This window comes from Dongia mobilis, assembly GCF_004363235.1.
In the GTDB taxonomy this organism is placed as follows: domain Bacteria; phylum Pseudomonadota; class Alphaproteobacteria; order Dongiales; family Dongiaceae; genus Dongia; species Dongia mobilis.
In genome coordinates this window covers 26,496-52,028 of record NZ_SNYW01000012.1, presented here as the reverse complement: position 1 = coordinate 52,028, position 25,533 = coordinate 26,496, and the positions used below count along the sequence as shown (strand labels likewise).

25 protein-coding genes and 1 tRNA gene are annotated in these 25,533 nt (G+C 64.0%); 14 read left to right on the top strand and 12 right to left on the bottom strand.

Translation table 11 applies throughout. From position 1 onward, the window contains the following. Positions 1-11 precede the first annotated feature (11 nt). The 4 genes from A8950_RS16100 (at position 12) to speB (ending at position 3,875) form a co-directional block, all read left to right on the top strand. Positions 12-1,085: a FecCD family ABC transporter permease gene (locus A8950_RS16100; RefSeq protein ID WP_133614713.1), complete on the top strand. Its 1,074-nt coding sequence runs from the start codon at positions 12-14 to the stop codon at positions 1,083-1,085. After that, positions 1,082-1,882, top strand: coding sequence for a heme ABC transporter ATP-binding protein (locus A8950_RS16095; RefSeq protein ID WP_133614712.1), 801 nt, complete (start codon positions 1,082-1,084; stop codon positions 1,880-1,882). The genes A8950_RS16100 and A8950_RS16095 overlap by 4 nt, the downstream gene beginning before the upstream one ends. Before the next feature lie 97 nt (positions 1,883-1,979). Then, complete coding sequence (locus A8950_RS16090; protein ID WP_133614711.1) at positions 1,980-2,837, top strand: dienelactone hydrolase family protein; 858 nt, start codon at positions 1,980-1,982, stop codon at positions 2,835-2,837. Positions 2,838-2,912: 75 nt separating this feature from the next. Next, a complete protein-coding gene (gene speB / locus A8950_RS16085; protein ID WP_133614710.1) occupies positions 2,913-3,875 on the top strand; it encodes an agmatinase in 963 nt (320 codons plus the stop codon). 24 nt (positions 3,876-3,899) lie between these two features. Here the strand turns inward: speB and A8950_RS16080 are convergent, their stop codons facing one another. Then, a complete protein-coding gene (locus tag A8950_RS16080; RefSeq protein ID WP_166645229.1) occupies positions 3,900-4,316 on the bottom strand; it encodes an META domain-containing protein in 417 nt (138 codons plus the stop codon). Between the two features lie 200 nt (positions 4,317-4,516). On the opposite strand from A8950_RS16080, the gene A8950_RS16075 reads away from it, so the two are divergent. The 5 genes from A8950_RS16075 to A8950_RS16055 all read left to right on the top strand — a co-directional run bounded on the left by A8950_RS16075 (position 4,517) and on the right by A8950_RS16055 (position 7,973). After that, positions 4,517-5,305 carry a substrate-binding periplasmic protein gene (locus tag A8950_RS16075; protein WP_166645228.1) on the top strand — a complete coding sequence of 263 codons (789 nt, stop codon included), beginning with the start codon at positions 4,517-4,519 and terminating at the stop codon, positions 5,303-5,305. 8 nt (positions 5,306-5,313) lie between these two features. Continuing rightward, the gene (locus tag A8950_RS16070; RefSeq protein WP_133614707.1) at positions 5,314-6,231 is read left to right on the top strand and encodes a 3-hydroxyacyl-CoA dehydrogenase NAD-binding domain-containing protein; all 918 of its coding nucleotides are present in this window, start codon (positions 5,314-5,316) and stop codon (positions 6,229-6,231) included. 95 nt (positions 6,232-6,326) lie between these two features. After that, the gene (nthA, locus tag A8950_RS16065; protein WP_133614706.1) at positions 6,327-6,962 is read left to right on the top strand and encodes a nitrile hydratase subunit alpha; all 636 of its coding nucleotides are present in this window, start codon (positions 6,327-6,329) and stop codon (positions 6,960-6,962) included. A 2-nt stretch (positions 6,963-6,964) separates the two neighbouring features. Beyond that, a complete protein-coding gene (gene nthB, locus A8950_RS16060; RefSeq protein ID WP_133614705.1) occupies positions 6,965-7,636 on the top strand; it encodes a nitrile hydratase subunit beta in 672 nt (223 codons plus the stop codon). Continuing rightward, the gene (locus tag A8950_RS16055) at positions 7,623-7,973 is read left to right on the top strand and encodes a nitrile hydratase accessory protein (protein WP_133614704.1); all 351 of its coding nucleotides are present in this window, start codon (positions 7,623-7,625) and stop codon (positions 7,971-7,973) included. Before nthB ends, A8950_RS16055 begins: the two co-directional genes overlap by 14 nt. An 18-nt stretch (positions 7,974-7,991) precedes the next feature. Here A8950_RS16055 and A8950_RS16050 read toward each other — a convergent pair whose 3' ends face one another. Together A8950_RS16050 and A8950_RS16045 are read right to left on the bottom strand one after the other, a co-directional pair. Beyond that, positions 7,992-8,441: a YaiI/YqxD family protein gene (locus A8950_RS16050; protein ID WP_133614703.1), complete on the bottom strand. Its 450-nt coding sequence runs from the start codon at positions 8,439-8,441 to the stop codon at positions 7,992-7,994. Continuing rightward, positions 8,438-10,474 (bottom strand): oxidoreductase, encoded by a 2,037-nt coding sequence (locus A8950_RS16045; RefSeq protein WP_133614702.1) that lies wholly within the window; start codon positions 10,472-10,474, stop codon positions 8,438-8,440. The genes A8950_RS16050 and A8950_RS16045 overlap by 4 nt, the downstream gene beginning before the upstream one ends. A 210-nt stretch (positions 10,475-10,684) precedes the next feature. Here A8950_RS16045 and A8950_RS16040 point away from each other — a divergent pair, with 210 nt between their 5' ends. Further along, positions 10,685-12,673, top strand: a complete 1,989-nt coding sequence (locus A8950_RS16040) for a DEAD/DEAH box helicase (protein WP_133614701.1) — start codon at positions 10,685-10,687, stop codon at positions 12,671-12,673. Positions 12,674-12,679: 6 nt separating this feature from the next. Here the strand turns inward: A8950_RS16040 and A8950_RS16035 are convergent, their stop codons facing one another. Both A8950_RS16035 and A8950_RS16030 read right to left on the bottom strand, forming a co-directional pair. Then, a complete protein-coding gene (locus tag A8950_RS16035; RefSeq protein ID WP_133614700.1) occupies positions 12,680-14,701 on the bottom strand; it encodes a YgiQ family radical SAM protein in 2,022 nt (673 codons plus the stop codon). 113 nt (positions 14,702-14,814) lie between these two features. After that, complete coding sequence (locus A8950_RS16030) at positions 14,815-15,465, bottom strand: hypothetical protein (protein ID WP_133614699.1); 651 nt, start codon at positions 15,463-15,465, stop codon at positions 14,815-14,817. A 71-nt stretch (positions 15,466-15,536) separates the two neighbouring features. On the opposite strand from A8950_RS16030, the gene A8950_RS16025 reads away from it, so the two are divergent. After that, positions 15,537-16,244: an SOS response-associated peptidase gene (locus A8950_RS16025; RefSeq protein ID WP_133614698.1), complete on the top strand. Its 708-nt coding sequence runs from the start codon at positions 15,537-15,539 to the stop codon at positions 16,242-16,244. Between the two features lie 30 nt (positions 16,245-16,274). Here A8950_RS16025 and A8950_RS16020 read toward each other — a convergent pair whose 3' ends face one another. The 4 genes from A8950_RS16020 to A8950_RS16005 form a co-directional block, all read right to left on the bottom strand. Continuing rightward, positions 16,275-17,147 (bottom strand): HNH endonuclease, encoded by an 873-nt coding sequence (locus A8950_RS16020; RefSeq protein WP_243735672.1) that lies wholly within the window; start codon positions 17,145-17,147, stop codon positions 16,275-16,277. A gap of 84 nt (positions 17,148-17,231) precedes the next feature. Next, positions 17,232-17,308: transfer RNA gene (locus A8950_RS16015), tRNA-Arg, on the bottom strand. Positions 17,309-17,438: 130 nt separating this feature from the next. Continuing rightward, positions 17,439-17,660 carry a hypothetical protein gene (locus A8950_RS16010; protein WP_133614696.1) on the bottom strand — a complete coding sequence of 74 codons (222 nt, stop codon included), beginning with the start codon at positions 17,658-17,660 and terminating at the stop codon, positions 17,439-17,441. An 86-nt stretch (positions 17,661-17,746) separates the two neighbouring features. Then, the gene (locus A8950_RS16005; protein ID WP_133614695.1) at positions 17,747-18,790 is read right to left on the bottom strand and encodes a zinc-binding dehydrogenase; all 1,044 of its coding nucleotides are present in this window, start codon (positions 18,788-18,790) and stop codon (positions 17,747-17,749) included. Positions 18,791-18,872: 82 nt separating this feature from the next. Between A8950_RS16005 and A8950_RS16000 the strand changes: the two genes are divergently transcribed. Continuing rightward, entirely contained in the window at positions 18,873-19,169 is a 297-nt protein-coding gene (locus A8950_RS16000) for a DUF3572 family protein (RefSeq protein ID WP_133614694.1), read from the top strand. Between the two features lies 1 nt (position 19,170). Here the strand turns inward: A8950_RS16000 and A8950_RS15995 are convergent, their stop codons facing one another. Both A8950_RS15995 and A8950_RS15990 read right to left on the bottom strand, forming a co-directional pair. Beyond that, positions 19,171-20,157, bottom strand: coding sequence for an alpha/beta fold hydrolase (locus tag A8950_RS15995; RefSeq protein ID WP_133614693.1), 987 nt, complete (start codon positions 20,155-20,157; stop codon positions 19,171-19,173). Next, entirely contained in the window at positions 20,157-21,134 is a 978-nt protein-coding gene (locus tag A8950_RS15990) for an ABC transporter ATP-binding protein (protein ID WP_133614692.1), read from the bottom strand. Before A8950_RS15990 ends, A8950_RS15995 begins: the two co-directional genes overlap by 1 nt. Positions 21,135-21,315: 181 nt before the next feature. On the opposite strand from A8950_RS15990, the gene A8950_RS15985 reads away from it, so the two are divergent. Next, entirely contained in the window at positions 21,316-21,492 is a 177-nt protein-coding gene (locus A8950_RS15985) for a zinc-finger domain-containing protein (protein ID WP_133614691.1), read from the top strand. Positions 21,493-21,519: 27 nt separating this feature from the next. After that, positions 21,520-24,339, top strand: a complete 2,820-nt coding sequence (gene polA / locus A8950_RS15980; protein WP_133614690.1) for a DNA polymerase I — start codon at positions 21,520-21,522, stop codon at positions 24,337-24,339. A 76-nt stretch (positions 24,340-24,415) separates the two neighbouring features. Here polA and A8950_RS15975 read toward each other — a convergent pair whose 3' ends face one another. Further along, positions 24,416-25,510, bottom strand: a complete 1,095-nt coding sequence (locus tag A8950_RS15975; protein WP_133614689.1) for a tetratricopeptide repeat protein — start codon at positions 25,508-25,510, stop codon at positions 24,416-24,418. Positions 25,511-25,533 lie beyond the last annotated feature (23 nt).

Sequence of the window (25,533 nt, the reverse complement as noted above, 5' to 3'; positions counted from 1 at the left end):
GTCGGCACGCCATGACCTTCATCGACATCGACGCGCCGGCGCATTCCGGCGCGGCGCGGGACCGCCGTCGTTGGCGGGTGACTGCAATCCTGCTCGTCCTTGCCTTTGTCGCCGCTCTCGCCGCCGTGGCGACCGGCCCGCTCGCCATGTCGCTGCGCGGTGTTATCGCCTGGGCCGCCGGCCTGGATGGCTCGGCCCTTTCTGAAATAGAACAGCATCTGATCGGCCATGTGCGCCTGCCGCGCGTGATCGTCGCGATCCTGGCTGGTGCCGGGCTGGCCATCAGCGGTTGCCTGATGCAGAGCCTGTTCCGCAATCCGCTGGCCGATCCTGGCCTGATCGGCGTCAGCTCGGGATCGGCTCTGGCGGCGGCGCTTGCCATCGTGTTGATGCCGGCCCTGCCGGTTTGGCTCGGCGGATTTGCCGCCTTCGTCCTGCCGGTGGCCGCATTCGTGGGCGGCCTCGTTGCGACACTCCTCATCCTGCGCATCGCGCATTTTTCGGGTGGCACTGCGACCGTGGTGCTGCTTCTTGCCGGAATTGGCATCAGTGTCATCGCCGAGGTGGCGATCGGCTTTCTGATCTTCATAAGCAACGAACAGCAGTTGCGCGACATCACCTTCTGGCGCATGGGCAGCCTTGCCGGGAATGGCTGGCTTCAGTCCGGAATCATCGCCGTGCCGGTCATCGCCATCTTTGCCTTTGCCTGGAGTATCGCGCCGGCCCTCAATGCGCTCAGCCTCGGCGAGGATGTGGCGCGGCATCTCGGCGTGCCGGTCCAGCGTCTGCAGCGACTGATCGTCATTGCGGTCGCGGCGGCGGTCGGTACCGTGGTGGCGTTCTGCGGCCTGATTGGCTTCCTCGGACTGGTGGCGCCGCATCTTGCCCGCCTCGTCATCGGCCACGACCATCGCTGGCTGCTGCCGGTTTCGGCGCTCATCAGCGTCGTCATCATCACCTTCGGCGATCTCGTGACGCGCATTGCCGTGGCGCCGGCGGAGTTGCCGATTGGCCTCGTCACGGGGGCGCTCGGCGGGCCGATTTTCCTCTATCTGCTGGTGCGTCAGATGCGGGGGGCTGCATGATGGCCGCAGCTCCTATTCGGGCAAAGGGAATTGCCACCGCTCGCGGCGCACTGAGAGATGTTTCCCTGGCAGTTGCAGCGGGCGAGGTCCTGGCCCTGATGGGGCCAAACGGCTCCGGCAAATCGACGCTCCTCAACGTTCTTTCAGGCGATCTGTGGCCGCATTCGGGATCAGTCGAGATCGCCGGTCGACCGCTTGCCGCCTGGGATGCGTCGGATCTTGCCATGCGACGGGCCGTGCTGCCGCAGAATTCGCATGTCGCTTTCCCGATCACCGTCGGTGATTTGGTGGCCATCGGACGCTTGCCCTATCGCCATGGTCGCCCTGGCAGTGAACGCGCAGCGGTCGCCTGGGCGCTGGAGGCGGTCGGGCTCGGGAGTTTCTCACACCGATCCTATCATCGCCTCTCCGGCGGTGAGCGGCAGCGGGTACAGTTCGCCCGCGTCCTGGCCCAGATCTGGTCGCCAGACGGGGCCGGGAACGACCGAGTATTGCTGCTTGACGAGCCGACCAACAATCTCGATCCGGCCCAAAGGCTGGGCATCATGCGCCTCGTCAGGCAACTTGCCGACCAGGGCATTGCCGTGGTGGTGGTGCTGCATGACCTTAGCGAAGCACTGCGTTTCGCCGATAGCGGCCTGTTGCTGCATTGCGGCAAGGTCGTGGCGCAGGGTGTCATCACCGATGTGCTCAGCCCAGCGCATATTGCCAGCGCCTTCGAGGTCGAGGTCGGCATCCTGACCGACCAGCAAGGCTTGCGGCATGTCGCGGTCGTCGATCAGCGTCGGGCCGGATAAGCGCCCATTTTCCGACTACTCCTGGATATCGCGCAGGATTGGCCTATATCCGCCGTGTAAGCTGATTCCCATGCCGATAAAGGGAGGCCGGACGGACATGACTCAAAAGCCCGATCAAACAGCCATTGATCTCTATGACCGCTTCACCCATGGCGAGATGGATCGCCGCAACTTCCTGGAAAAACTGACAATTCTTGCCGGATCCTCGGCGGCGGCCTATGCCATGCTGCCGCTGCTGCAGAACAATTACGCCCGCGCGGAAATTGTTCTGGAAAACGATCCGAGGATCGTCACGGAAACCGTTGTGATCGGCGGTTTTAATGTCTATCTCGCCCGGCCTGCCGAGGGCGACAAATTCCCGGCGGTCGAAGTCATCCACGAGAATCGCGGCCTCAACCCGCATATCAAGGATGTCACCCGGCGCATGGCGACCGAAGGCTTCCTGGCCGGTGGGGTTGATTTCCTGTCGCCCTTGGGCGGTACCCCGGCCGACGAAGACAAGGCGCGCGAGATGATCGGTACGCTCGACCGAGCCGCCACAATAAAGGGCGGGGTAGAGGTGATCGCCGGCCTGCGCGGCCATGCCAGCAGCTCTGGCAAGGTAGGAGCCGTCGGCTTCTGCTGGGGTGGTGCCTTGGTCAACAGCCTGGCCGTTGCCGATCCCACGCTCAATGCCGGCGTCGCCTATTACGGCATGCAGCCGGATGTTGCAGATGTGCCGAAGATCGAAGCGCCGTTGCTGCTTCATTACGCCGGCATCGACGAGCGGGTGAACGCCGGTATCGACGCCTACAAGGCGGCGCTGGAGACCAGTGGCAAGCGGTTTCAACTCTACATGTATGAGGGCGCGAACCACGCCTTCAACAACGACACCAATGCCGCCCGCTATGACGCCAGTGCGGCGGCTCTGGCCTGGGGACGCACCATCGAGTTCCTGAAGACGGAACTCGCCTGATCCCAAGAAGCCTCTTCCCCGGCGGGCGGCGGATCGTTAGGTTCTCCGGAACACGCCAGCCGGGGAGGACGGGCTATGGACGGTCAGGGGCATGGTTACGAGCGGGGCAGGCTGGATCTGCCCTTCGTCGGCATTTCCACCTTTGCGAAAAGCCCGCTATGCCTCGACTGGGACGCCATCAAGGCGGATGTCGCCGTGCTGGGTGCTCCCTTTGACTTCGGTACGCAATGGCGCGCCGGTGCGCGCTTCGGCCCGCGCTCGATCCGCGAGGCCTCGACGCTTTTCTCCTTTGGCCATGACGGCGCCTATGATTTCGAGGACGATGTCGTCTACATGCCCAAGAGCAAGGTCAGCATGGTCGATATCGGCGACGCCGACATCGTCCATACCGACACGATCAAGAGCCATGACAATATCGAGTATGCCGTCCGCAAGATCCTGAAGGCCGGCGCCCTGCCGGTGGTTCTCGGTGGCGATCATTCGATCAATATTCCCTGCATCAACGCCTTCGATGACCAGGAGCCGATCCACGTCGTGCAGATCGATGCGCATCTCGATTTCGTCGATGAGCGCCACGGTGTCCGCTTCGGTCACGGCAATCCGATGCGCCGCGCCGCCGAGAAGGACTATGTCACCGGCCTGACTCAACTCGGCATCCGCAATGTCTCGTCCACCGCGCGCGAAGGCTACGAGGATGCGCGCCGCATGGGCTCAGACATCCTGTCGGTGCGTGATTTCCGCAAGCTCGGTGTCGACGCGGTGCTGGAGCGCGTTCCTTCCGGAAGGAACTACTATCTCACCATCGATATCGACGGTTTCGACCCCTCGATCGCCCCCGGCACCGGCACGCCGAGTCATGGTGGCTTCCTCTACTACGACATGCTGGAGTTTCTCGATGGCCTTGCCCGTCGGGGCAATGTCGTCGGCATCGATCTGGTCGAGGTGGCGCCGGAATACGATCATACCGGCATGACCGCCATCCTTGCCGCCCAGGTGCTGCTGAACACGCTGGGCCGGATCTTTCATCACCGCAAATAAATAGGGCGTCGCCGCAAAAAGGGTTCAGCGGTGGCCTATAATGGTGCGGCCGTCCTCGGCGGTAAGGACCAGCACGCCGTCATCGCCGATGCCGAAGCTGCGGATTTGCGACAGCAGATCGAAGAGCGCGCGCTCCTGTTCCATCAGCGCTGGATCGCAGGCCATCGTGGTGGAGAAGGGCGCCTCAAAAGTGATCCTGGCGCCCGATATCTGGTAGCCCGCGCCGTAGGTGTTGCACGGACCTCTTCCGCCGGCGCGGCCGTCGCTGTCGAATCGCAGGGTCGCCGTGGAACTCTCCAATACGCTCTGACCAGCTATTTCGGTGATCCTCCATTCCGCCCCCGTGAGAGCGTCGGCGGCTGCATCGTCTGCGGCATTTGTGCAGGCGGACAAGAGACATCCGGCAAGAGCAGTGATGAGGCAAGCCGATTGCCGCGACATGGGGATCTCCCGCTGTGTTAATTCCCGATGATTACGACTGGAACGGTTGTGTGGCATCGCCGGGCCGGTTTGCTATCATGCCCGATGGTTTCCAGCCCATCTTCGCTTTTCCTTAACCAATAGCTGGGAGCATATCGCGATTGCCTCTCTTCTGACAGCGGTTGCGTATGCCTCGAGGGACTACCAAGTGTTCCATTGCTGTGGTCCAGGCGCGTGGCGACAAGGTCCGGTTGCTGGCCACCTTGCTTGCCGGCTTGGCGCTGGCTGCGTTTCTGGCCCTGGTCGCGCCCGGCTGGGCAATGGCGAAGGCACGCAGTGTCGTTCTGGCCTGCAACGATTTTCCGCCGCTCAAGATCGAAAAACCGGGCGCGGATGGCCTGCGGGGCAGCGATGTTGACGTGATCGCGGAAATCGCCAAGCGCAGCGGGCTCGAACTCGTGCCACAATTCATGCCCTGGAACCGCGGTTACGCCGAGGCGTCGGCCGGCAAGATCGACGGGCTCTGCTCCTGTTCCTACCGCGAAGACCGCGCCGCCCTGTTTCATTTTTCCCGGCCGATCGGCCATACCTCGGTCGGGGTGTTCACGCGCGCCGGGATGATGACGGCGCCGATTGTCGGCCTTGGCGATCTGCGTGGTACCCGCGTCGGTGCGGTAAAGGGCTACAATCTGGAAGACGAACTGACCGAGGCCGGCATGCCGCATGAGACCGTCGGCAACGACCGCCTGGCCTATGAGATGCTGATCAATGCGCGGTTCGACTTTCTCTATTCCTTCCGCGCGCCGATCGATTTTCTGTTGCGTGATGCATTGCCCGACAAGATTGTCTATCGCGAGTTTCGAACCTCGCCCTATTATCTCTGTCTCAGCAAGGCGGTCCCCGATACCGCGGCGATGTTGCCGCAGATCGATGCTGCCATAGCCGAGATGGAGCGGGACGGAACCTTCAACGCCATCCAGCGGCGTTACGGGTTGGCGCCGATGAACTGACCGGTTGCATGACAGCCACCAGCATCACCCGAATTGCGGTCATCGGTGGGGGCCTTATCGGCGCCAGCTGGGTGTCGCTCTGCACCAGTCGCGGCCTTCGCGTAGCGGTCGTTGAACCGGATATCGAACGGCGGGAGTCGATGCCGACGGTGGTGGACCGGCAGCGGCGCCAGTTGGCCGAATTGCGTCCCGATGCCGGCGTTTCCTATGATTTTGCCGCCGATATTGCCGCTGCGGTCGCGGATGCGGATCTGGTTCTTGAATGCGTGCCGGAGCGGCTGGAGCTCAAGATCAGCCTGCTGGGGGAGATCGATGCCGCGGCCAGGCAAGAGGCGATAATCGCCAGCAATACGTCCTCGCTTCTGTTGAGCGACATGGTGGCAGGCTGCCGCAACAAGGCGCGAATCATCATCGCCCACCCGTTCAACCCACCGCACCTGATGCCCCTGGTCGAACTTTTCGGTACGGATGCGGCCGTAATCGATCGGGCAGAAGCCTTCCTCTGCGCACTGGGCAAGGTGACGATCCGCCTCAAGCGCGAAATGCCGGGTCATATCGCCAACCGCCTTGGCGCGGCGCTGTGGCAGGAGGCCGTGCATCTGCTGGCCGAAGGTGTGGCCGAAGCTGCCGATATCGATGCGGCCCTCGTTCACGGCCCCGCCATGCGCTGGGCCGTGCAGGGCACCCATCTTACCTATCACCTGGGCGGCGGGCAGGGCGGCATCCGCCACTACCTCGACCATCTCGGCCCCAGCCAGGAAAGTCGCTGGCGGACCCTCGGCCGTATGCAGCTCACCGACGAGATCAAGGCCAGGCTGATCGAGGGCATCGAGGCCGAGGCGGCAGGGCGGTCGATCGCCGATCTCGAGGCGGAGCGCGATCGGTTCCTGATCGACCTCTTGAAGCTTCGCGCCGGCCGGCTGTAAGAAGCGGTCACGTCCCCTGTTAGATTCCCTGCCGTCTTGACCCGGTCCTGCTTTCCCGGATGATAGGCGTTGGCCCAACCATGCCGGATCCCATCATGACCAGCTACGACGCCAAAAAGATCATCGACATCCACCAGCATCTGCACAGCGACCTGCCGAGTGACCCAGCCCTCCGCGTGAAGGCGCTGGAAAGCCTTCTGGTGGAGCAGGGTTTGGTCGACCCGAAGGCGATCGATGCCTGGATCGATCTCTACGCCGAGGAAATCGGCCCGAAACGCGGCGCCCGGGTGGTGGCGCGTGCCTGGACGGATCCCGCCTACAAGGAAAGATTGCTGGCCGACGGCACGGCAGCCATCACCGAGTTCGGCTATCAGGGCCACGCGACCGGCCATGTCTTGGCCGTCGAGAACAGCGACAGGGTGCATAACGTGGTCGTCTGCACCCTCTGCTCCTGCTATCCCTTTGCACTGCTCGGCATGTCGCCCGGCTGGTACAAATCAGCCGAGTATCGCGCCCGTATCGTGCGCGAGCCGCGTGCCGTGCTGCGGGAGTTCGGGGTCGATCTCCCGGAAAATACCGAGATCCGCGTCTGGGACAGCACATCGGAGCTGCGCTATCTCGTTCTGCCGCAAAGGCCCGCCGGCACCGAGGGGCTGGACGAGGCGGCGCTGGCCGCCCTCGTCACCCGCAACAGCATGATCGGCACGGATATCCTGAAGGCACGGATGTGACCATGACCCAAGAGAAGAGCCTGAGGGTACACGACATGGGCGGCCGCAACGGCCTTGGGCCGGTGGTGATGGATGCCGATGAGGCGCCCTTTCACGCCGATTGGGAAGCCCGCATGTGGGGCATCAACGAGGCTATGACGGGCGCGCCCGGTTGGACGCTGGATTGGTGGCGCCATGTGCGCGAGCTCATTCCGGCCGAGGATTACCTGACGCGCCCCTATTTCGATCAGTGGATGCAGGTCTATGCGGCGATGATGGTGGATGACGGTTGGGCCAGCATCGGTGAAATCGCGCGCGGCAAGGCGGTGCGCCCGGCACCGCAGGTGTCGCCGCCGATGCCTGCATCAGATGTGCTGGCGGCCTCGCGCCGTACCACGGATTTCCGCCGGGATACGGACCGGCAGCCCGCGTTCAAAGTCGGCGCCTATGTCAAGACGATCCGCATTGGTGGTATCGCGCATACGCGTCTGCCGGCCTATGCGATGGAACGCGCTGGCGTCGTTCATGCCTATCGCGGCAATCATATCGTGCCGGATGAGATGGCCAGAGGGCGTGAAATGGCGGAGCCGCTTTACACCATCGCCTTCAGCCGCGCCGATCTCTGGCCGGAAGCGGCCGGCAGCCGCGACCGCATCTTCGTCGATCTGTGGGAGCGCTACCTTGAACCGCGTTGAAGCAGTCGCACCGCTGAAAGCCCGCGACGGCGAGCCGGCTTTTGCCGAACCCTGGCAGGCCCAAGTGATGGCGGTGGCGGCGGCGCTGGTTGCCGCCGGCCGCTTCAGCGCCGCGGACTGGTCGAATGCGCTGGGCGCCGAGATCGCCCGCGCCGAAGCAGCAGGACGGCCGGACAATGCCGAGACTTACTATCAGTGCGCGCTCGAGGCACTGGAACATCTGGCGAAGGCAAATGACCTGACCGATTCGACGGCACTCGGCGTACGCAAGGCTGCCTGGATCGAGGCCTACGAGCATACGCCGCATGGCAAGCCGGTGGAGCTGCCGCCGGATTGATCAGGTCCCGGACGCCCCTCACCCCCGCTTCATCTTCTGCACGGCCACCTCGAGGGCGTTCAAGAAGCGGGAGCGGTCGGCCTGGGAGAAGGAGGGGCCGCCGCCCTTGATCTCGCCCATGTCGCGCAGCTGGCTCGATAGCTCGCGCATGGCGAGTGCCGTGCCGATGCTGTTCTCGGTAAATGGCTTCCCCGTATTGCCGATGACGACGCAGCCGGATTTCAGGCAGCGATCGGCCAACTGGATATCGGCGGTGATGACGATGTCACCGGGTTTTATCCGTTCGACGATCCAGTCATCGGCGGCGTCGAACTTGTCGCTGACCACGACGTTGCGGATGAACGGGTTGGGATGCGGACGGAAGCCGCTGTTGCTGACGATATGGGTGACGATGCCGTGCCGCTCGGCGACGCGGGTGATTTCGGCCTTTACCGGACAGGCATCGGCATCGACAAAGATTTCAGTCATTCGGCGGCATCTACCAGAGGCCGGTCACGTTTGACAACGACCGGCTGGCCAAGTTCGCGGGCGGCGCGGTGGCCGTCATGCACGGCAATGGCGATGTGCCCCGGCGCCTTGCAGTCGCCGACGCGCTGGAGTGAGTGGAAGCGGTCAGGTTCGGCCGACAGCTCCCGCCATAGTGCATCATCCGGTTCGCGCGACGTCACTGGAATGAAGCCGGCACAGGGCAGGCGGCGGGTTCGGCCGGTATAGACGCAGGCCAGTTCGGCTTCCTGCGGCGCCAGGGCCTCGACCGAATGGCTGACGATGATCTCGACACCGCACTCGATCAGCCGTGCCTGCACCAGGGATTGTTCGGCCGTCTTCACCGACCAGGCGGAGACGATGCCGGCGCCGGTGACATAGACGACCTGTAGTCCTTCCTTGGCCAGCATCTCGGCAAGGGCGCTCGCCATATAATATTCCTCATCGTCGAAGATGACTATGGGTCCAGGGGCCGGGCGCTTGCCCGCCATGATCTCGTCCGGGCTGAGGGTCCTGGGATCGGCAAAGCTGGGCTCGCCGGCCAGATGATGTCGGCCGGAGCCTGATTTTCGCCAATGGCTGCCGGTGGCGATGAGAACGTGGTCGGCGCCGATCTCCAGCACATCGGCAGCACTCATCCGGCTTTCCCGGTAGATGGTGACATTGTCGAGCTTGGAAAGCTGATGGGCGCGATAGTCGCGCACGCGGATCCATTCCTGCAAGCCGGGCAGCTTCGTCTCGGCCAGCAGGCGGCCACCCAGTTCCCGCGATGCCTCGGCGAGGATCACCTCATGCCCCTGGCGGCCGAGGGTTAGCGCCGCCTCGAGCCCGGCCGGGCCGGCCCCAACCACCAGGGCGCGTTCCCGCTTCGGCGCCGCCGGCACGATCTCGGGATGCCAGCCGCGGCGCCACTCCTCGCCCATGCTGGGGTTCTGCGTGCAGCGCAGCGGAACCCCCTGGCCGTCGCTGGCATAGCAGATGTTGCAGCCGATGCATTCGCGGATGTCATCCAGCCGCCCGTCACGGATCTTGTTGGGGATGAAGGGGTCGGCGATCGAGGGTCGCGCCGCACCGACCAGGTCGGTGATGCCGCTCTTGATCAGGTTCAGCATGGCTTCCGGCGAGGTATAGCGGCCGACACTGACCACCGGCTTGCCCACCAGCTTCTTCATCTCGGCGATATGGGCCTCGAGCGAGCCCTGTCGGTGGAAGCGGGAGACGCCCATCTCTTGGTAATAGTCGCTGATGGTCAGGTCGAAAAGGTCGACCACATCGCGGATGGATTCCAGCAGGAAGCGCTTCTCGCCCCGTGGATCGCTGCCGGGTGTTACTTCGTCGTCGACTTCCATGCGGATGGCAACGGCGCAGGTGTCGCCGACGGCTTCCTTGGTTTCGTCCAGCAACTCGCGCACCAGGCGGATGCGACCCTCCAGGCTGCCGCCATAGCCGTCGTCGCGCTGGTTGATATTGCGGTTGAGGAACTGCGCCAGCAGATAGGTATGGGCGGCATAGACATAGATTATGTCGAACCCGGCTTCCCTTGCCCGCAGGGCCGCCGCCTTGTGGGCTCGGCGGTACTCCCGAATATCGCTGAGATCCATGCGGGCGGATTGCACCGGTGTCGTTGCCGTTAACTGGCTGATCGGTCCCAGTGGCGTCACGCGGCTCAGCAGGTTGGCCGAGCGGAAGCCGCCGTGCCACAACTCGATCCCCGCCAGGGCGCCATGCGCATGCACGCCGGAAGCGACCTTCGCCATGTTGCGAACGTCACCCTGGTCCCAGATCGTCGCATAGGGAGCGGGGTGATCGTCCGAGCCGGGATCCATCGAACAATATTCGGTGCAGACGACGCCCCAGCCACCCTCGGCCTTTACCTTGCGCATGGCGGCCAGCGTCTCCGGCATCGCAAAGCCCATGCCGGTGCAATGCGGCACCTGGTAGAAGCGGTTGGGGGCTGTGACGGGGCCGATCTTCAGCGGCTGGAACAGGGGATCGAAACGCGGCTCGCGGGGCATGGTTGACCTCTGCTGGCAGGATAACTGCGGCACTTTGCCCCGATTCGAGCCGTCGGAAACGGGAAATAGAGCCTGATCCCCCATGATTTCAGGGAATAGGGGTCGCACTTTCCCGGATTTTGGGCTATCTACCCGACAAATCGCCGCGAGCTGGCCCCCTGCTTCAAGACCGAAGCCTCGGCCTCGCGCCACATTTCAGACTGGATCGTTATGCCTTTCCCCACTTCTCATCCCGCGCTGGAGCGTGCTCTGTCGGCGCGCGCCTATCTCGAGCCGACCCCGGTCCAGGCGGCTGTCCTGGCCGCCGACGCGGCAGAACGCGACCTCCTGGTTTCAGCGCAAACCGGTTCCGGCAAGACGGTCGCCTTCGGCCTTGCCATGGCGTCCACCCTGCTGGGTGATGCCGAGCGCTTCGAGCGGCGTGCGCAGCCGCTGGCTCTCATCGTGGCGCCGACCCGCGAGCTGGCCATGCAGGTACACGCCGAGCTTTCCTGGCTCTACGCCGAGGCGGGGGCGCGGGTCGTCGCCTGTGTCGGCGGCATGGATGCCAGGCGCGAGGCGCGCGCGCTCGGCGATGGCGCGCATATCGTCGTCGGCACGCCGGGCCGCCTGCGCGACCATCTGGAACGCGGCAATCTGGAAACCGCTGATCTTCGCGTGATCGTGCTCGATGAGGCGGACGAGATGCTGGATCTCGGCTTCCGCGAGGATCTGGAATTCATCCTGGACGCGACGCCGGAAAGCCGCCGCACCCTGCTGTTCTCGGCCACCATCGCCCGCGATATCGCGGAACTGGCGCGCACCTATCAGAAGGATGCGCTCAGGATCGACACGCTGGTGAAGAACCAGGCCCATGGCGATATCGAGTATCATGCGCTGCGCGTGGCGCCGATCGATGTCACCCATGCCATCGTCAACCTGCTGCGCTATCACGAGGCGAAGGCGGCGCTGGTCTTCTGTCATACCCGCGAGGCGGTGCGGCATCTGCACGCCAACCTCTCCGAGCGCGGCTTCTCGGCGGTGGCGCTCTCCGGCGAACTCAGCCAGGCCGAGCGCAGCCACGCGCTGCAGGCGCTGCGCGACGGCCGCGCGCGGGTCTGTGTCGCGACCGATGTCGCGGCGCGCGGCCTTGATCTGCCGGAGCTCGGCCTCGTCATCCATGCCGATCTGCCGCGCGACAAGGCGACCCTGCTGCATCGCAGCGGCCGCACGGGGCGCGCAGGGCGCAAGGGAATCTCGGCCCTGATGGTGCCCTATAACCGGCGCCGCAAGGTCGAGGAATTGCTTGGCAACGCCAATATCAAGGCGATCTGGCAGGACCCGCCCAAGGCCGAGGCGGTGCGCCAGCGCGATCAGGAACGACTGCTGTCGGACCCGCTGCTGACTGAGGCAGCGGCGCCCGAGGACCTGGAACTGGCGAAGGCACTCCTCGCCGAACGCTCGGCCGAGGATGTGGCGGCGGCCTTCATCCGCTTCCACCGCGCCCGCCTGCCGGCGCCCGAAGAGATCATCGACCGTCCGCAGCCGTCGCGCGATGCGCGGGGCGAGGCGCGGGAACCGCGCGCCTTCGAGAAGCGCGATGCCGACAGGGCGCCGCGTCCGGCCTTCGGCGAGAGCGTCTGGTTCGACATGAATATCGGCCGCAGCAATCAGGCCGATCCGAAATGGCTCATTCCGCTCATCTGCCGGCGCGGCCACATCACCAAGAACGAGATCGGCTATATCAAAATCGATCCGGATACGACGCGTTTCGAGATCGCGGCCGGGGCAGCCGAGAAATTTGCCGCGGCGATCGCCAAGGCGCCCAATGACGAGATCGCCATCGCGCCGGCGGGCGGCGCAATGCCGCGCCGCCCGCATGCGCCCCGCGACGACCGGCCGAAGCGGGCCTCCTTCAAGACGAAGGAAAGCCCGCACCGCGAGCGCGGCCCCAGCGAGCGTGCGTTTGGCGAACGCAAGTACAATGAGCGCAAGTTCGGCGAGCGCAGCGCAGGTGACGCCAGTTCAAGGAAGACGCCGGAGCGCGCCGAGTTTGCGCCCCGACGCGACCGCGAAGCTGGTGATCGTCCTTTTGGCAGCAAGGCCGCCAAGGCACATTTCAATTCCACCGAAAAGCGGGAACGGAAGAAAACGAAGGACAAGAAGCCCAACAAGGACAAGGGCAAAAGGCGCAAGCCGACCAACGCGGCGCACGCCTAGCGTCCCTCAGAATTTCTTCGCCACACCCTTTGTCGTAAAGACCTGGTGGCCGTGCTTGCGGCCGAGGCGCTTGCCTTCGCCGCCGGTCTGGCCGGTGCCGGCGGGCTGCCAGGTCGGCACAAGGTGATGCTTGCCGTTGCCGATCAGGTCGGCGCGACCCATGCGCTTCAGCGCCTCGCGCAGCAGCGGCCAGTTCTCCGGGTCGTGGTAGCGCAGGAATGCCTTGTGCAGCCGCCGCTGCTTCAGGCCCTTGACCGTCTCCACCTGCTCCGATGCGCCGCGCCGGATGGGCCGCAGCGGACTGAAGCCCGAATGATACATCGCGGTTGCGAGCGCCATGGGTGAGGGCAGGAAGGTCTGCACCTGGTCGGCGCGGTACTTGTTGCGCTTCAGCCAAAGGGCGAGGTTCATCATGTCCTCGTCCGTGGTGCCGGGATGCGCGGCGATGAAATAGGGAATCAGGAAGTATTCCTTCTTTGCCTCGCGCGCCGCCTTGTCGAACAGCTCCTTGAACTTGTCATAGGTGCCGATGCCCGGCTTCATCATCTTGGAGAGCGGGCCTTCCTCGGTGTGTTCTGGCGCGATCTTCAGATAGCCGCCGACATGGTGGGCGACCAGTTCCTTGATATAGGTCGGGCTCTTGACGGCGAGATCGTAACGGACGCCGGACGCCACCATCACCTTCTTGATGCCGGGAATGGCGCGCGATTTGCGATAGAGCTGGATCAGGCTCTCATGGCTGGTGTTAAGATTGGGGCAGATGTCGGGGAACACGCAGGAGGGCTTGCGGCAGAGTTCCTCGGTTCGCTTGTCCTTGCAGGCGATGCGGTACATGTTGGCGGTCGGGCCGCCGATATCCGAGATGATGCCGGTGAAGCCTGCTGTCTTGTCGCGGATGGTCTCGATCTCTTTCAGGATCGAGCCTTCCGAGCGGTTCTGGATGATGCGCCCCTCATGCTCGGTGATCGAGCAGAAGGAACAGCCGCCGAAGCAACCGCGCATGATGGTCACCGAGAAGCGGATCATGTCCCAGGCGGGGATCTTCGCATCGCCATATGAGGGATGCGGCGCGCGCGCATAGTGCAGTTCATAGACGCCGTCCATTTCCGGCGTTTCCAGCGGAATGGGCGGCGGCGTCACCCAGAGTTCGCGGTCGCCATGACGCTGCACCAGGGCGCGGGCATTGCCGGGATTGCTCTCGCGGTGGAGCACGCGCGAGGCGCGGGCATAGGCTTCCGGATCCTTCTCGACCTGCTCGAAGGCGGGCAGGCGGATGACCGTATTCCCCATGGTCATCCGGGCACCTTCGTCGGCATCGTCGATGTCGTTGGCGGGCGCCTCGACCCAGCCTTCGGGCACGCGATCCTTCATGATCGCGATGCCGCGGATGTCGTCCATTTCGCCGACCGGCACTTTCCTGGCGAGGCGATGAGCCACCTCGACCACGGCGCGTTCGGCATTGCCGTAAAGCAGAATGTCTCCCTTGGCATCAACCAGGATCGAGCGTCGTACCTTGTCCGACCAGTAATCGTAATGGGCGATGCGGCGCAGCGAGCTTTCGATGCCGCCGAGGACGATCGGCACGTCCTTGTAGGCCTCGCGGCAGCGCTGGGCATAGACGATGACGGCGCGGTCCGGCCGCTTGCCGCCCTCATTGTTCGGCGTGTAGCTGTCATTGTGCCGCAGGCGCCGGTCAGCGGTATAGCGGTTCACCATGGAATCCATGTTGCCGCCGGTGACGCCGAAGAAGATGTTGGGCTTGCCCAAAGCCTTGAAGGGGTCGGCGCTGTGCCAGTCCGGTTGCGCCAGGATGCCGACGCGGAAGCCCTGGGATTCCAGCAGGCGTCCGATCACCGCCATTCCGAAACTGGGATGATCGATATATGCGTCGCCCGTCACCAGGATGATGTCGCAGGAATCCCAGCCAAGTTCATTCATTTCCGCCCGGGTCATGGGCAGAAAGGGTGCGGTGCCAAAGCGGTGCGCCCAGTATTTGCGGTGCGAAAAAAGGTTGCGTGCGGGTTCCATCGATCTTCATCCGGCGCACAATCACGGCAAAAAACGACAACCGATCAATCGGTTGTCGCCGTCATTGCGCATTCTGTCAGCTATGGTGCCGGGTTCCAAAACCCAGCTTAGCGCTAGGATATATTACGAAACCCGCCTTGAAACAATGCGGCAAGACCGGATCGCCTCAGGCCCGATAGGGCGCGCCGCGCGTTGAAAAACAGCACGGCATGGCCACGCGCGTCGTCCAGCGGGTCGTGGCTGTGGTTGATGCCGGCCGTGAAGCCTGTCGGATAGTGGGCATAGCCGCTGCCGGGAGGCAGACCTGCCGCCGCCCTGGCATAGCTCCCCACATCGATCCCGGCCCCGGCGAAGGGCGAGGCGACGTCAAAAGGCCCCTGCAGTACACGCTGGTCGACGAATCGGCGCAGATACCAGTCCAGCCAGAAGGCATCGAAGATGATGGGATGGCAGCAGAGCACCCTTGGCGCCGGCAGGCTCTCCGTCCAGGCAACGAAGTCCGCCATGGCCGAAGCCGGCTCGACCTGGTTCGCGTTGATGAAGGCCCAGGCCTCGGGCTGCGTCGCCCAGAAGTGCATCGTCTTCTCGCTGCGGCCGGCCCCGGGCAGCGGCAGCAGATTGCGCGCGAAGCTGCCGATCTCGCGCCCGTCTTCATCGTAGGCGGCGCAGCCGAAACCCAGCATGGAATGGCGGCCGGGATCGGGGCCGTCAACCTCGATGTCGAGAAAGCAATAGGTATGGGATTTGCTGTCTGGCATCTTCATCCCGTTTCCCCGGTCGACGTCATTTCGTAGTAGGCTAACGGGCGGCAGCGAGGCAACGACACAAAACCGGCATGTGCAACCTCTATTCGATGACCAAGGGCCCCCAGGCGATCCGCGATTTCGCCAAGGCCATGTTCAGTTCGGTCGGCAACCTCGCCCCCTTGCCGGGCATCTTTCCCGATCATGCGGCCCCCATCGTGCGCAACACGGAAGCGGGGCGCGAGCTGGCCATGGCGCGCTGGGGCATGCCCTCGCCGGCCTTCGCGCTGGAGGGCAGGAAGACGGATCCCGGTATCACCAATGTGCGGAATACCCGCTCGGCCCATTGGCGCCGCTGGCTCGGCGTGGAATACCGCTGTGTCGTGCCCTGGACCAGCTTTTCCGAGCCCGAGCCGCAGCCCGACGGCAAGCGCCCGCCCGCCTGGTTCGCCCTTGACGACAGCCGCCCGCTCGCCTTCTTCGCCGGTATCTGGACGCCGCAGCACAGATCCGTGCGCAAGGTGAAGGAGGGCGAGGTGACAGCCGATCTCTTCGCCTTTCTTACCTGCGAACCCAACAAGGAGGTGGGCGCCATCCACCCGAAGGCGATGCCGGCGATCCTTACCACAACGGAAGAAGTCGATCTCTGGCTGAGCGCTCCCTGGACCGAGGCCGCGAAACTGCAGCGGCCCCTGCCGGACGGGTCCCTCCGGATCGTGGCACGGGGGCGGAAGGAGGATGGGGGCGTAACGACAACGCAGGAAAACGTGCCTCGGTCGGTCGGGCTGTTCGGCGACTAGAAGCTGCTTCAGTCTAAGCGACGCCGCCCACTACTGTTTAAAGCGATTTTCACGATGCCATTGAAGGAAACGTGGGTGCGGGCGTTCGAATGAGCGCTTGGGCGAAAAGGCAATGCCACTCTTGTTGATCAAAGCCTGAATGCTCTCGGGGTCATTCACTTGACGCGAAACCAGAACCTTCAGGTCATCCGAAAGGCTCAGCAATCCGCGATCAAACAACCAGTGCACGGTGCCGGACAGCGCCAGGCCATTGCTGACGATGTCAGGGCCATCTGCTTCCACTGGGCGGATATGAGCTGCTTCAACTTCCGCTCGACCCAAGCCATTGATTAGTTTGAGGCCACTGATTGCGCAACGCTCAGAATAGGCCTGCAACACGTTCCGACGAAAAATTCGATCGCGTACGATCCTTGAAACCGTGAAACTTTCGCGAGTTCGGTTAAGTTCGTCGTAATAAGGCTCAGGCACCTCGCTAAGGCCGGTTGGGAATGGGTCCTTGTCGATGCGCGGCAATAGAAATTCGCTGTCATCGAGGCCTAGGCCAACAATTCGTTGAAAGTCCGACGCAGATATGGGTCGAACTGCAGATTGAGCACGTCCAGATATCTCGCCCTGCTCGTTCAAAACGCCCTGCTCGACTACACCAGAAGAATCTCTGAATGGAACTGGATTGGCGAAGTCGAGGTAACTTCCGGGTTCGATCAGGGCAAGATACATCCCGCTTTCACTGGGGTCCGGGATAACCATCTCCACCTTCGCGATGGCGAAGTAGCCTCGTGAGTTAGCGATCTTCCTGGGTTCGTAGTAGATGATCCAATCGCCGAGACAAGACTGAACCCGCCCAAGGTACTGCTTAGGAAACTGGTACCGCTCCGCCGGACTGTCGTCGTAACGAGAATCCAATCTGTGAATGAAGACTCCGTACCCCATACAAACCAACAAAGCCGAAGATATTCGGCGCGGCAAGTAAGTCTTGGGGAGAAAAACTGGCGCACCCGGCGAGATTCGAACTCACGACCTTTGCCTTCGGAGGGCAACGCTCTATCCAGCTGAGCTACGGGTGCGGGGCAGCATGGCCTGCGGGCGGAACATAACCGGGGCGGGTGGCGACCGCAAGGGTGCTGCCGCGGCCAGCTCAAGCCGCGTGGAAACCGGGCGCAAAGCGAGGGAAAACAAGGCGATAGGGGAGCTGCCTCAGGCGCGGCGGCGGCCGATGGCGAGGAGGGCAATTCCGGCCACGATTCCGGCGATTCCGGCAATGTCCGGTATCTGGACCGTATGTTCCCGGTCGGCGGTGGCGACGATCGGCCCCACGTCCAGGAGCGTTTCCTCGGTCGTGTAGCTGATGCGGCCGATGGCGAGCGCCACCACGCCGGCAATGACCAGCAGCAGACCGGTAACCGACAGCGGCTTCATGGGATTCCCCCGTTTGACGCGGCAGGACGGCCGACGCGTGCCGACCATGCGGCGCCTAAACGGGGATCGGGGCCTGTGGTTCCCGCTCAGGCCGCAAAACGGTCGATCACCGTGATGCCCGCGCCGGAAAAGGAATCGAGGGCGGAAAGGGCCGCGCCGGCTTCGGAAAGGGCAATGCGCCGTCGGATGAGGGGGCCGAGATCAAGCCGGCCGCTTTCCACCATGGCAAGGAGGGAGGCGAAACCGGCAGCCGGCATGCCGCGCGAGCCGATGATGCTGACCTGGCGTGCATAGACGATGTCGAGGAGCGGCAGCTTCACCTCGACATGGGAGCCGACCGGCATGCCGATCTGCACGTGCCGGCCGAATTTGCGCAAGCTGCGGATGGAATTGTCGAAGGTGGCGGCGATGCCGAGCGCGTCCACCGCGAGATGCGCGCCGCCGCCGGTTGCCTCCCGCACGGCTTCACCCAGATCCGCCTGCGTGGCATCGAGGGTGAGGTCGGCGCCGGCGGCCCTGGCCAGCGCCAGCGCTGTGGCGCGGATGTCGGTCGCCACGATGCGCGCGCCGATGGCCCGCGCGATCATGATGGCGGCGAGGCCGACCCCGCCGCAGCCATGGACGGCGAGCCATTCGCCGGGCTGCAGGCGCCCGCGCACCAGCAGGGCCTGGAAGGCTGTGGTGACCCGGCAGCCCATTGCGGCAGCCTGCTCGAAGCCGATGCTGGCCGGCAGCGGCACTAGGTTGAAATCAGCGCGCGGCACGGCGATGAACTCGGCAAAGGCGCCCCAGCAGGCAAAGCCCAGGGTGATCTGGTCATTGCAAATGGTGGCGTGGCCCGCCTGGCAATCGGGGCAGATGCCGCAGCCGAGAATGAAGGGCGCCGTCACCCGGTCGCCCTTGCGATAGCGGCGGCAGAGTGGCCCGGTTTCCACCACCACGCCGGCGAATTCATGGCCCGGGATATGGGGCAGGGCAACCGGATCGGCGCCGCTCCAGCTGTGATGGTCGGAACGGCAGACGCCACAGGCCCTGACCTCGACAAGGACGCCGTCCGGCGGGCAGGCCGGCATGGCGATGTCGCGGACCTCTAGGGGCTGGCGGAAGGTGTCGAAGATCGCGGCTTTCATCGGATGTCGCTCGGCGAATGCTGGGTGCGGGCGTAGCGGAATGGTAAGGTGGCGACGCTATCGCAATTGCGGATCTGTCGCCATGCCCATCAAGCCGCCCCGCCTGCCCGTGCCGGATGCCGAAACACTCGCCCTGCAGGCACTCGCCTTTCTCCTCGCCGAGGATGATCACCGCGACCGTTTTCTCGGCCTGACCGGGCTGGATGCGGCTGCCTTGCGGCGCCTGCCGGCCGATCCGGCTGGCCTCGGGGCGGTGCTCGATCACCTGCTGGGCTGGGAGCCGCTGCTGCTCGATTTCTGTGCGTCGGTCGATCTGCCGCCGGAATCGGTCGCCCGCGCGCGCCGGGAATTACCAGGCGGCGACATGCTGCCGGGTTAGATCAGTCGGGCGCCTGGTCAGCGCCGCTGGGCAGCGGTGTCGCGGGATCGCGCATCCAGGCCGCGATGTCGTCGTAGACGAAGCGTGCATCGAGATCGCGCAGCAGCAGATGGTGGCCGCGCCGGTAATAGGCCACGCGGCCGCGTTCTGGCGCTAGGTCCGGCAGGCTGCCGAGGAAACGGGAGACGGCCCCGCCCGGCAGGATGTCCTCGCGCGCGCCATAGAGGATGAGCCAGCGCGGATCGCCGTCAAGCGCCGGTCCGGCATCGAAGGCCTGCGTCATCAACTCGACCAGGCCATAGGCGGCGTCGACCCGCGTCGCCTTGATGAAATTGGGATCCCGCGCCAGTTGCCGCAAGGCGTTCATGTTGCTGGAGGCCTGCCGCTCGACCCCGCGCGGCTGCACTGCGACACCCGGCATGATCGAGATGGCAAGGTCCATCATGAAGCGGTTGATGGCGGGCTGCACCTGCCAGCCCCAGATCGCCGGGGCGGACAGGATGACGCCGTCTACGCCAATCGCCTTGAGGTGGGGATAGGCCGCCATGATGACCGCCCCGCCCATGCTCTCGCCAAGGAGAAAGAGCGGCTTGTCCGGGTGTGCCGCCTTGGCGAGCCGTGCCGCCGAGATGACATCCGCGACCATCTGCCCGGTCCCGGCCCAGATGCCGCGCTCCGGCGTACGGCCGAAGCCGCGCTGGTCATAGGCATAAAGCGCGAAACCGCGGCGGGCGAGGCCCTTGCCCGGCGCGTCGAAGGCGCGGCTGTAATCGTTGAATCCGTGCAGTGCCACGACGACGCCCTCGACCGGGCGGTCCCAGGGCAGCCAGGTTTTCAGCGGCAGGTCGATGCCATCCGCGGTGTGAAACGCCTTGTCGGTAAAGGCAGGTTCGTCGACCGGCGGGCCGATCTCCTGCAGGCGCGACGAACAGGCCGAGAGTGCCAGCAGCAGCAGGATGGCGACCGGTCGCAAGGGTGTTCGCTGCATCAGGCTGCCGGTCGGCGGCGGGTGAGTTCGAGGAAAATATCCTCGAGATCCGCCTCCACCGTGCTGAGATCGGCGATCTCCAGGCCGGTCGCGCGGATCGCATCCAGCAGGGCGCCGAACTTCGTCTCCGTCGTCCGGTAGTGCAGCTTTAGATGCCGCGGGTCCTTCAGTTCCGGTGCGAAGGAGGCGAGCGCCGCCGGAACTGTGGTGAGGTCCGCACCCAAAGTGAGCAACACCTCCTTGGTATCGAGGCGCTTCACCAGTTTCGCCGTCGGCTCGCAGGCAATCACCTTGCCGTGGTTGATGATCGCGATCTGGTCGCAGAGTTCCTCCGCCTCCTCAAGGTAGTGCGTCGTGAGGAGGATGGTAACGCCCTGCGCATGCAGTTCGCGGACATAGGCCCAGAGCTGCTGGCGGAGTTCCACGTCGACGCCCGCGGTCGGCTCGTCGAGGACGAGGACCGGCGGGTTGTGCACCATGGCCTTGGCCACCATCAGGCGCCGGCGCATGCCGCCGGAGAGGGTGCGGGCATAGGCTGTCGCCTTGTCGGCGAGGGAGAGCGCCTCCAGCAACTGCATGGTGCGCCGCTCGGCCTTCGGCACGCCATACATGCCGGCCTGCAGGTCGAGCAGATCCCGGGGCGTGAAGAAGGGGTCGATGTTGAGCTCCTGCGGCACCACCCCGATCGCCGCCGCGGCGTGGCGCGGGTCGCGATCGAGGTCGATGTCCCAGATCCTGACCTCGCCCTCGGTCTTGCGGACCAGCTGCGCCAGGATGTTGATGAGGGTCGATTTGCCGGCCCCGTTGGGTCCCAAAAGGCCGAAAATGCCACCCCGCGGGATGGCCAGGTCGACATGGTCGAGGGCCAGCTTGCCTTCCTTGGCCCCCTTGCGGTCACTGCTGGGGGCGTAGCGCTTGACCAATCCCTTGATCGAGACGGCAAGGTCCGGCAAAGAAGCGGCAGATTTGGCGGCCATGACTCGGGCGGCACCCTTCGGGCTTGGTGAACAGGGACCGGATACCGGCCCCACCGGGGCCGGCTGGTGGTTGATTTCGTGCTGGCCGCCTGCCTATCATCGCCCCCAACCAGCGTCAATCATGCCGCCGTCGATAACCCCAATCGACGCAGGCGTTACAGCCAGGATGGAATCCGATCCGATGGAACCGATCGAGACTGAAATCGTGACCCAGACCCGTGTCGCCTGTGACGGCGGCGGGGGGGCGAGCGGGCACCCCAAGGTCTATCTCAATCTGGGGGCGGAGGGGCATGTCGACTGCCCCTATTGCGGCAAGCGCTTCGTCCTCAAAGAGGGTGCGACCGCGCATGCCCATTGATGGGGCGGCCTGGATGAACACCCCCAGATGAACGCAGCAGCAAGAAAGCCGGACCATGTTTATCTGGTCGACGGCTCCGGCTATATATTCCGTGCCTTCCACGCCCTGCCGCCGCTGACCCGCAGCGACGGTACGCCGGTGAATGCGGTACTCGGCTTCTGCAACATGCTGCTGAAGCTGATCGAGGATGCCGAGGCGGAATACATCGCCGTCATCTTCGATGCCGGGCGCAAGACCTTTCGCAACGAGATCTATGCAGAATACAAGGCGCACCGGCCGGAGGCGCCGCCCGAACTGGTACCGCAATTCGCCCTCATCCGCGAGGCGACGCGGGCCTTCAACGTTCCGGCGATCGAGATCCAGGGTTACGAGGCGGACGATCTCATCGCCACCTATGCCACCCAGGCGGCAGCCCAGGGGCATGACGTTACCATCGTCTCCTCGGACAAGGATCTGATGCAGCTGGTGGGCGATCGCATCAGCCTTTTCGACCCGATGAAGAACCGCAAGATCGGCGAAACCGAGGTGCTGGAAAAGTTCGGCGTGGCGCCGGACAAGGTGGTCGACGTCCAGTCGCTGGCGGGCGATTCCTCTGACAACGTACCGGGCGTGCCTGGCATCGGCGTGAAGACGGCGGCCGAACTCATCAATACCTATGGCGATCTCGACACGCTGCTGGCGCGTGCCGGCGAGATCAAGCAGCCCAAGCGCCGCGAGAATCTCCTCGCCAATGCCGATCTCGCCCGTATCAGCCGCGATCTGGTGACGTTGAAGCGCGACGTGCCGCTCGATGTGCCGCTCGACGGCCTGGCAAAGCAGGGTATCGACGGCGCCACCGCGCTCGCCTTCCTGCAGCAGAACGAGTTTCGCCAGCTGATCACCAAATTGCAGGCGCGCCTCGGTGAGGCCGGGATCAAGGCGTCGCGTGGCGGTGCCCGGACCGAGAACGCGAAGTCCGGGGATGCCACTGTCCAGATTGCCGCCGATCCCGCCGCCTTCTCCGGCACGCATGAACTGGTGCAGGACGAGGAACGGCTTGTCGCCTGGATCACCCGGGCGCGGGCTGCCGGCGCAATCGCCTTCGACATCGAAACGACCTCGCTCAACATCATCGAGGCGAAGCTGGTCGGCATGTCGCTGGCGGTTGCCGCCAATGCCGCCTGCTATGTTCCGGTCGGGCATGAGGGCAAGAGCGGCGACCTCTTGGGCGGCGCCACCGAGAGACCGCAACAGATCCCGCTCGATCGGGCATTGGCGCTGATGAAGCCGCTGCTGGAGGACCCGTCGGTTCTCAAGATTGGTCACAACATCAAATACGACCTCGCCGTCATGCGCCGCTATGGCATAGAGACCGCGCCGATCGACGATTCTATGCTGATTTCCTATGTGCTGGAAGGCGGCGCCCATGGCCATGGCATGGACGAACTGGCCAAGCTTCATTTCGACCACGACACCATCAAGTTCGGAGACGTGGCCGGCAGTGGAAAGTCGCAGGTGACCTTCGACCAGGTGCCGCTCGACAAGGCGCTGGCCTATGCCGGCGAGGATGCGGACGTCACCTGGCGCCTCCACAATCTGCTGAAGCCGCGCCTCATCGCCGAACGGCTGACCACGGTCTATGAAACCATCGAGCGGCCACTGGTACCGGTAATCGCCGGGATGGAACTGGCGGGCGTCAAGATCGATGCCGCCGAGCTCGGCCGCATGTCGCAGGATTTCGCGTCGCGCATGGCGGACATGGAGGGCGAGATCCATGATCTCGCCGGCGCTGAGTTCAATGTCGGCTCGCCGAAGCAATTGGGCGAGATCCTGTTCGACCGGCTGAAGCTGCCGGGTGGCAAGAAGGGCAAGACCGGCGCCTATTCGACCGGCGCCGACGTGCTCGAGGAACTGGCCGAGACCTCCGGCCATCCGCTGCCGCAGAAGGTCCTGGACTGGCGCCAGCTCGCAAAATTGAAGAGTACCTATACCGATGCGCTGCCGCTGGCGATCCGCCCGGAGACGGGACGCGTCCATACCTCCTTCGCGCTGGCGCATACCTCGACCGGACGCATCGCCTCTACCGATCCCAATCTGCAGAACATCCCGATCCGCACCGAGGAGGGACGCAAGATCCGCCGCGCCTTCGTGGCTGAGCCCGGCCATGTGCTGCTCTCGGTCGATTACAGTCAGATCGAGTTGCGCCTCGCTGCCGAGATGGCCGACATTCAGGGCCTCAAGGATGCCTTCCGCGACGGCGCCGACATCCATGCCATGACCGCAAGCCAGGTATTCGGCGTGCCGGTCGAGGGCATGGACCCGATGGTGCGCCGCCAGGCCAAGGCGATCAATTTCGGCATCATCTACGGCATCTCCGCCTTCGGCCTCGCCCAGCAGCTGGGCATCCCCCAGGGCGAGGCGAAGGCCTATATCGAGGCCTATTTCGAGCGGTATCCGGGTATCCGCGACTACATGGAGCGGATGAAGAAGTTCGCCCGCGAGAAGGGCTATGTCGAGACGCTGTTCGGCCGCCGCTGCCACATGCCGGGGATCAACGACAAGAACCCGGCGCGGCGCAGCTTCATGGAACGGGCCGCCATCAATGCGCCCCTGCAGGGAACCGCCGCCGACATCATCAAGCGCGCCATGATCCGCATGCCGGGCGCGCTGCAGGATGCCGGCCTGAATGGCCGCATGCTGCTGCAGGTCCACGACGAATTGCTGTTCGAGGTGCCCGAGGCCGAGGCCGAGGCAACCGGCAAGCTCGTCAAGAAGGTGATGGAAGAAGCGCCGTTGCCGGCACGCAAGATTTCCGTGCCCCTCATCGCCGAAATCGGCACCGGCCCCAACTGGGCCGAGGCGCATTGAGCCCAGATTAACCGGGCGGACGGCTGCTCAGGCCCCGGACGGCACTTCTCGACTGTAGCGGGCATTCCCAGACATGTCAGAGTTGCTGAAGAATTAATTCTGCAGCGTGGTACTCTTGCGTGCGCTTCCGACCAGTCGCGACTGCAGCCTTAAAGTTCAACTCCGCTTCTGCCGTGCTTCCTTCCAGCCACGCTTTATGACCGATATTGAAATGCGCCATGCAAAGAGCGTCGTATTTTGCTTCGCCGACTATCGCATTTACCTGGGCAAGGACATCAGCCTCCGACGCTTCGCCCAATCGGAATTTGGCCATCGTCATCCCAAACTGACCCAGCATCGGTTGGAGGCTAAGTGCCCGTAGAATCGACTCGGCATCGTCGCCTTGCTCCAGTCGAACGATCGCCGACCAGAAATAGGCAACAGCAGACATCGGGTTGTTCTCGTGGGCGTTGTCATACGCAGCTATGGCCTCGGCTTTCTTGCCCGTTAGATAGAGAAGATTCCCCTGATGATGGAGAAGATTAGCGACCGACAGCCCGCCGGGGGACTTGAGCTTGTTATTGGTTGTCTGGAGCGCTTCGACATACTTCCCGGCCCAAAACTGCGCAACGATAAGATGCTCCGCTGCCGGGTCATAAGTGGGGGCAAGTCGTATCGCCTCATTTAGGTCGATGATTGCTTTGTCGGACTCATTGTTTTCGAGAAACGCAGCCGCTCTTAGATCCAAGATGGTTGCATGTCTAAGTGGGTCAGATTGACCCTGCTTGACCAGATCATCGCAAGCAGCAATGCGTTCCGCAATATTTCGCTCTTTTGCACATGCCTGGAAAGCAGCGGTGCTGGGATCGACAGCCGAATTTGCCATCATATCTAGCGCACGTTGGGCCAGGTCGTTGTTCGGATTCACAGCCAACGCCCAACTGAGGTCAGCTTCAGCGCCCGCAATGTCTCCCAACTGCATTTTGACCATGCCCCGAACGGCATAGCCGTTTGAACGGACCGTATCACTGAGATCGGGCATGTCGATAAATTCGTCGCATGCCGTCAGATCGCGAGCTTGAGCGCAGGCGAGAAAAGCCTGCTTGGCAGCGGCTTCGTCGGCGATAGCCGGCTGGAGAGAGCCGGCGATAGAAAGCGCTACTAGAAGCAGAGAAGCAACTATGCGCCGCATACTTCCCCTTCCCCTATATGCTA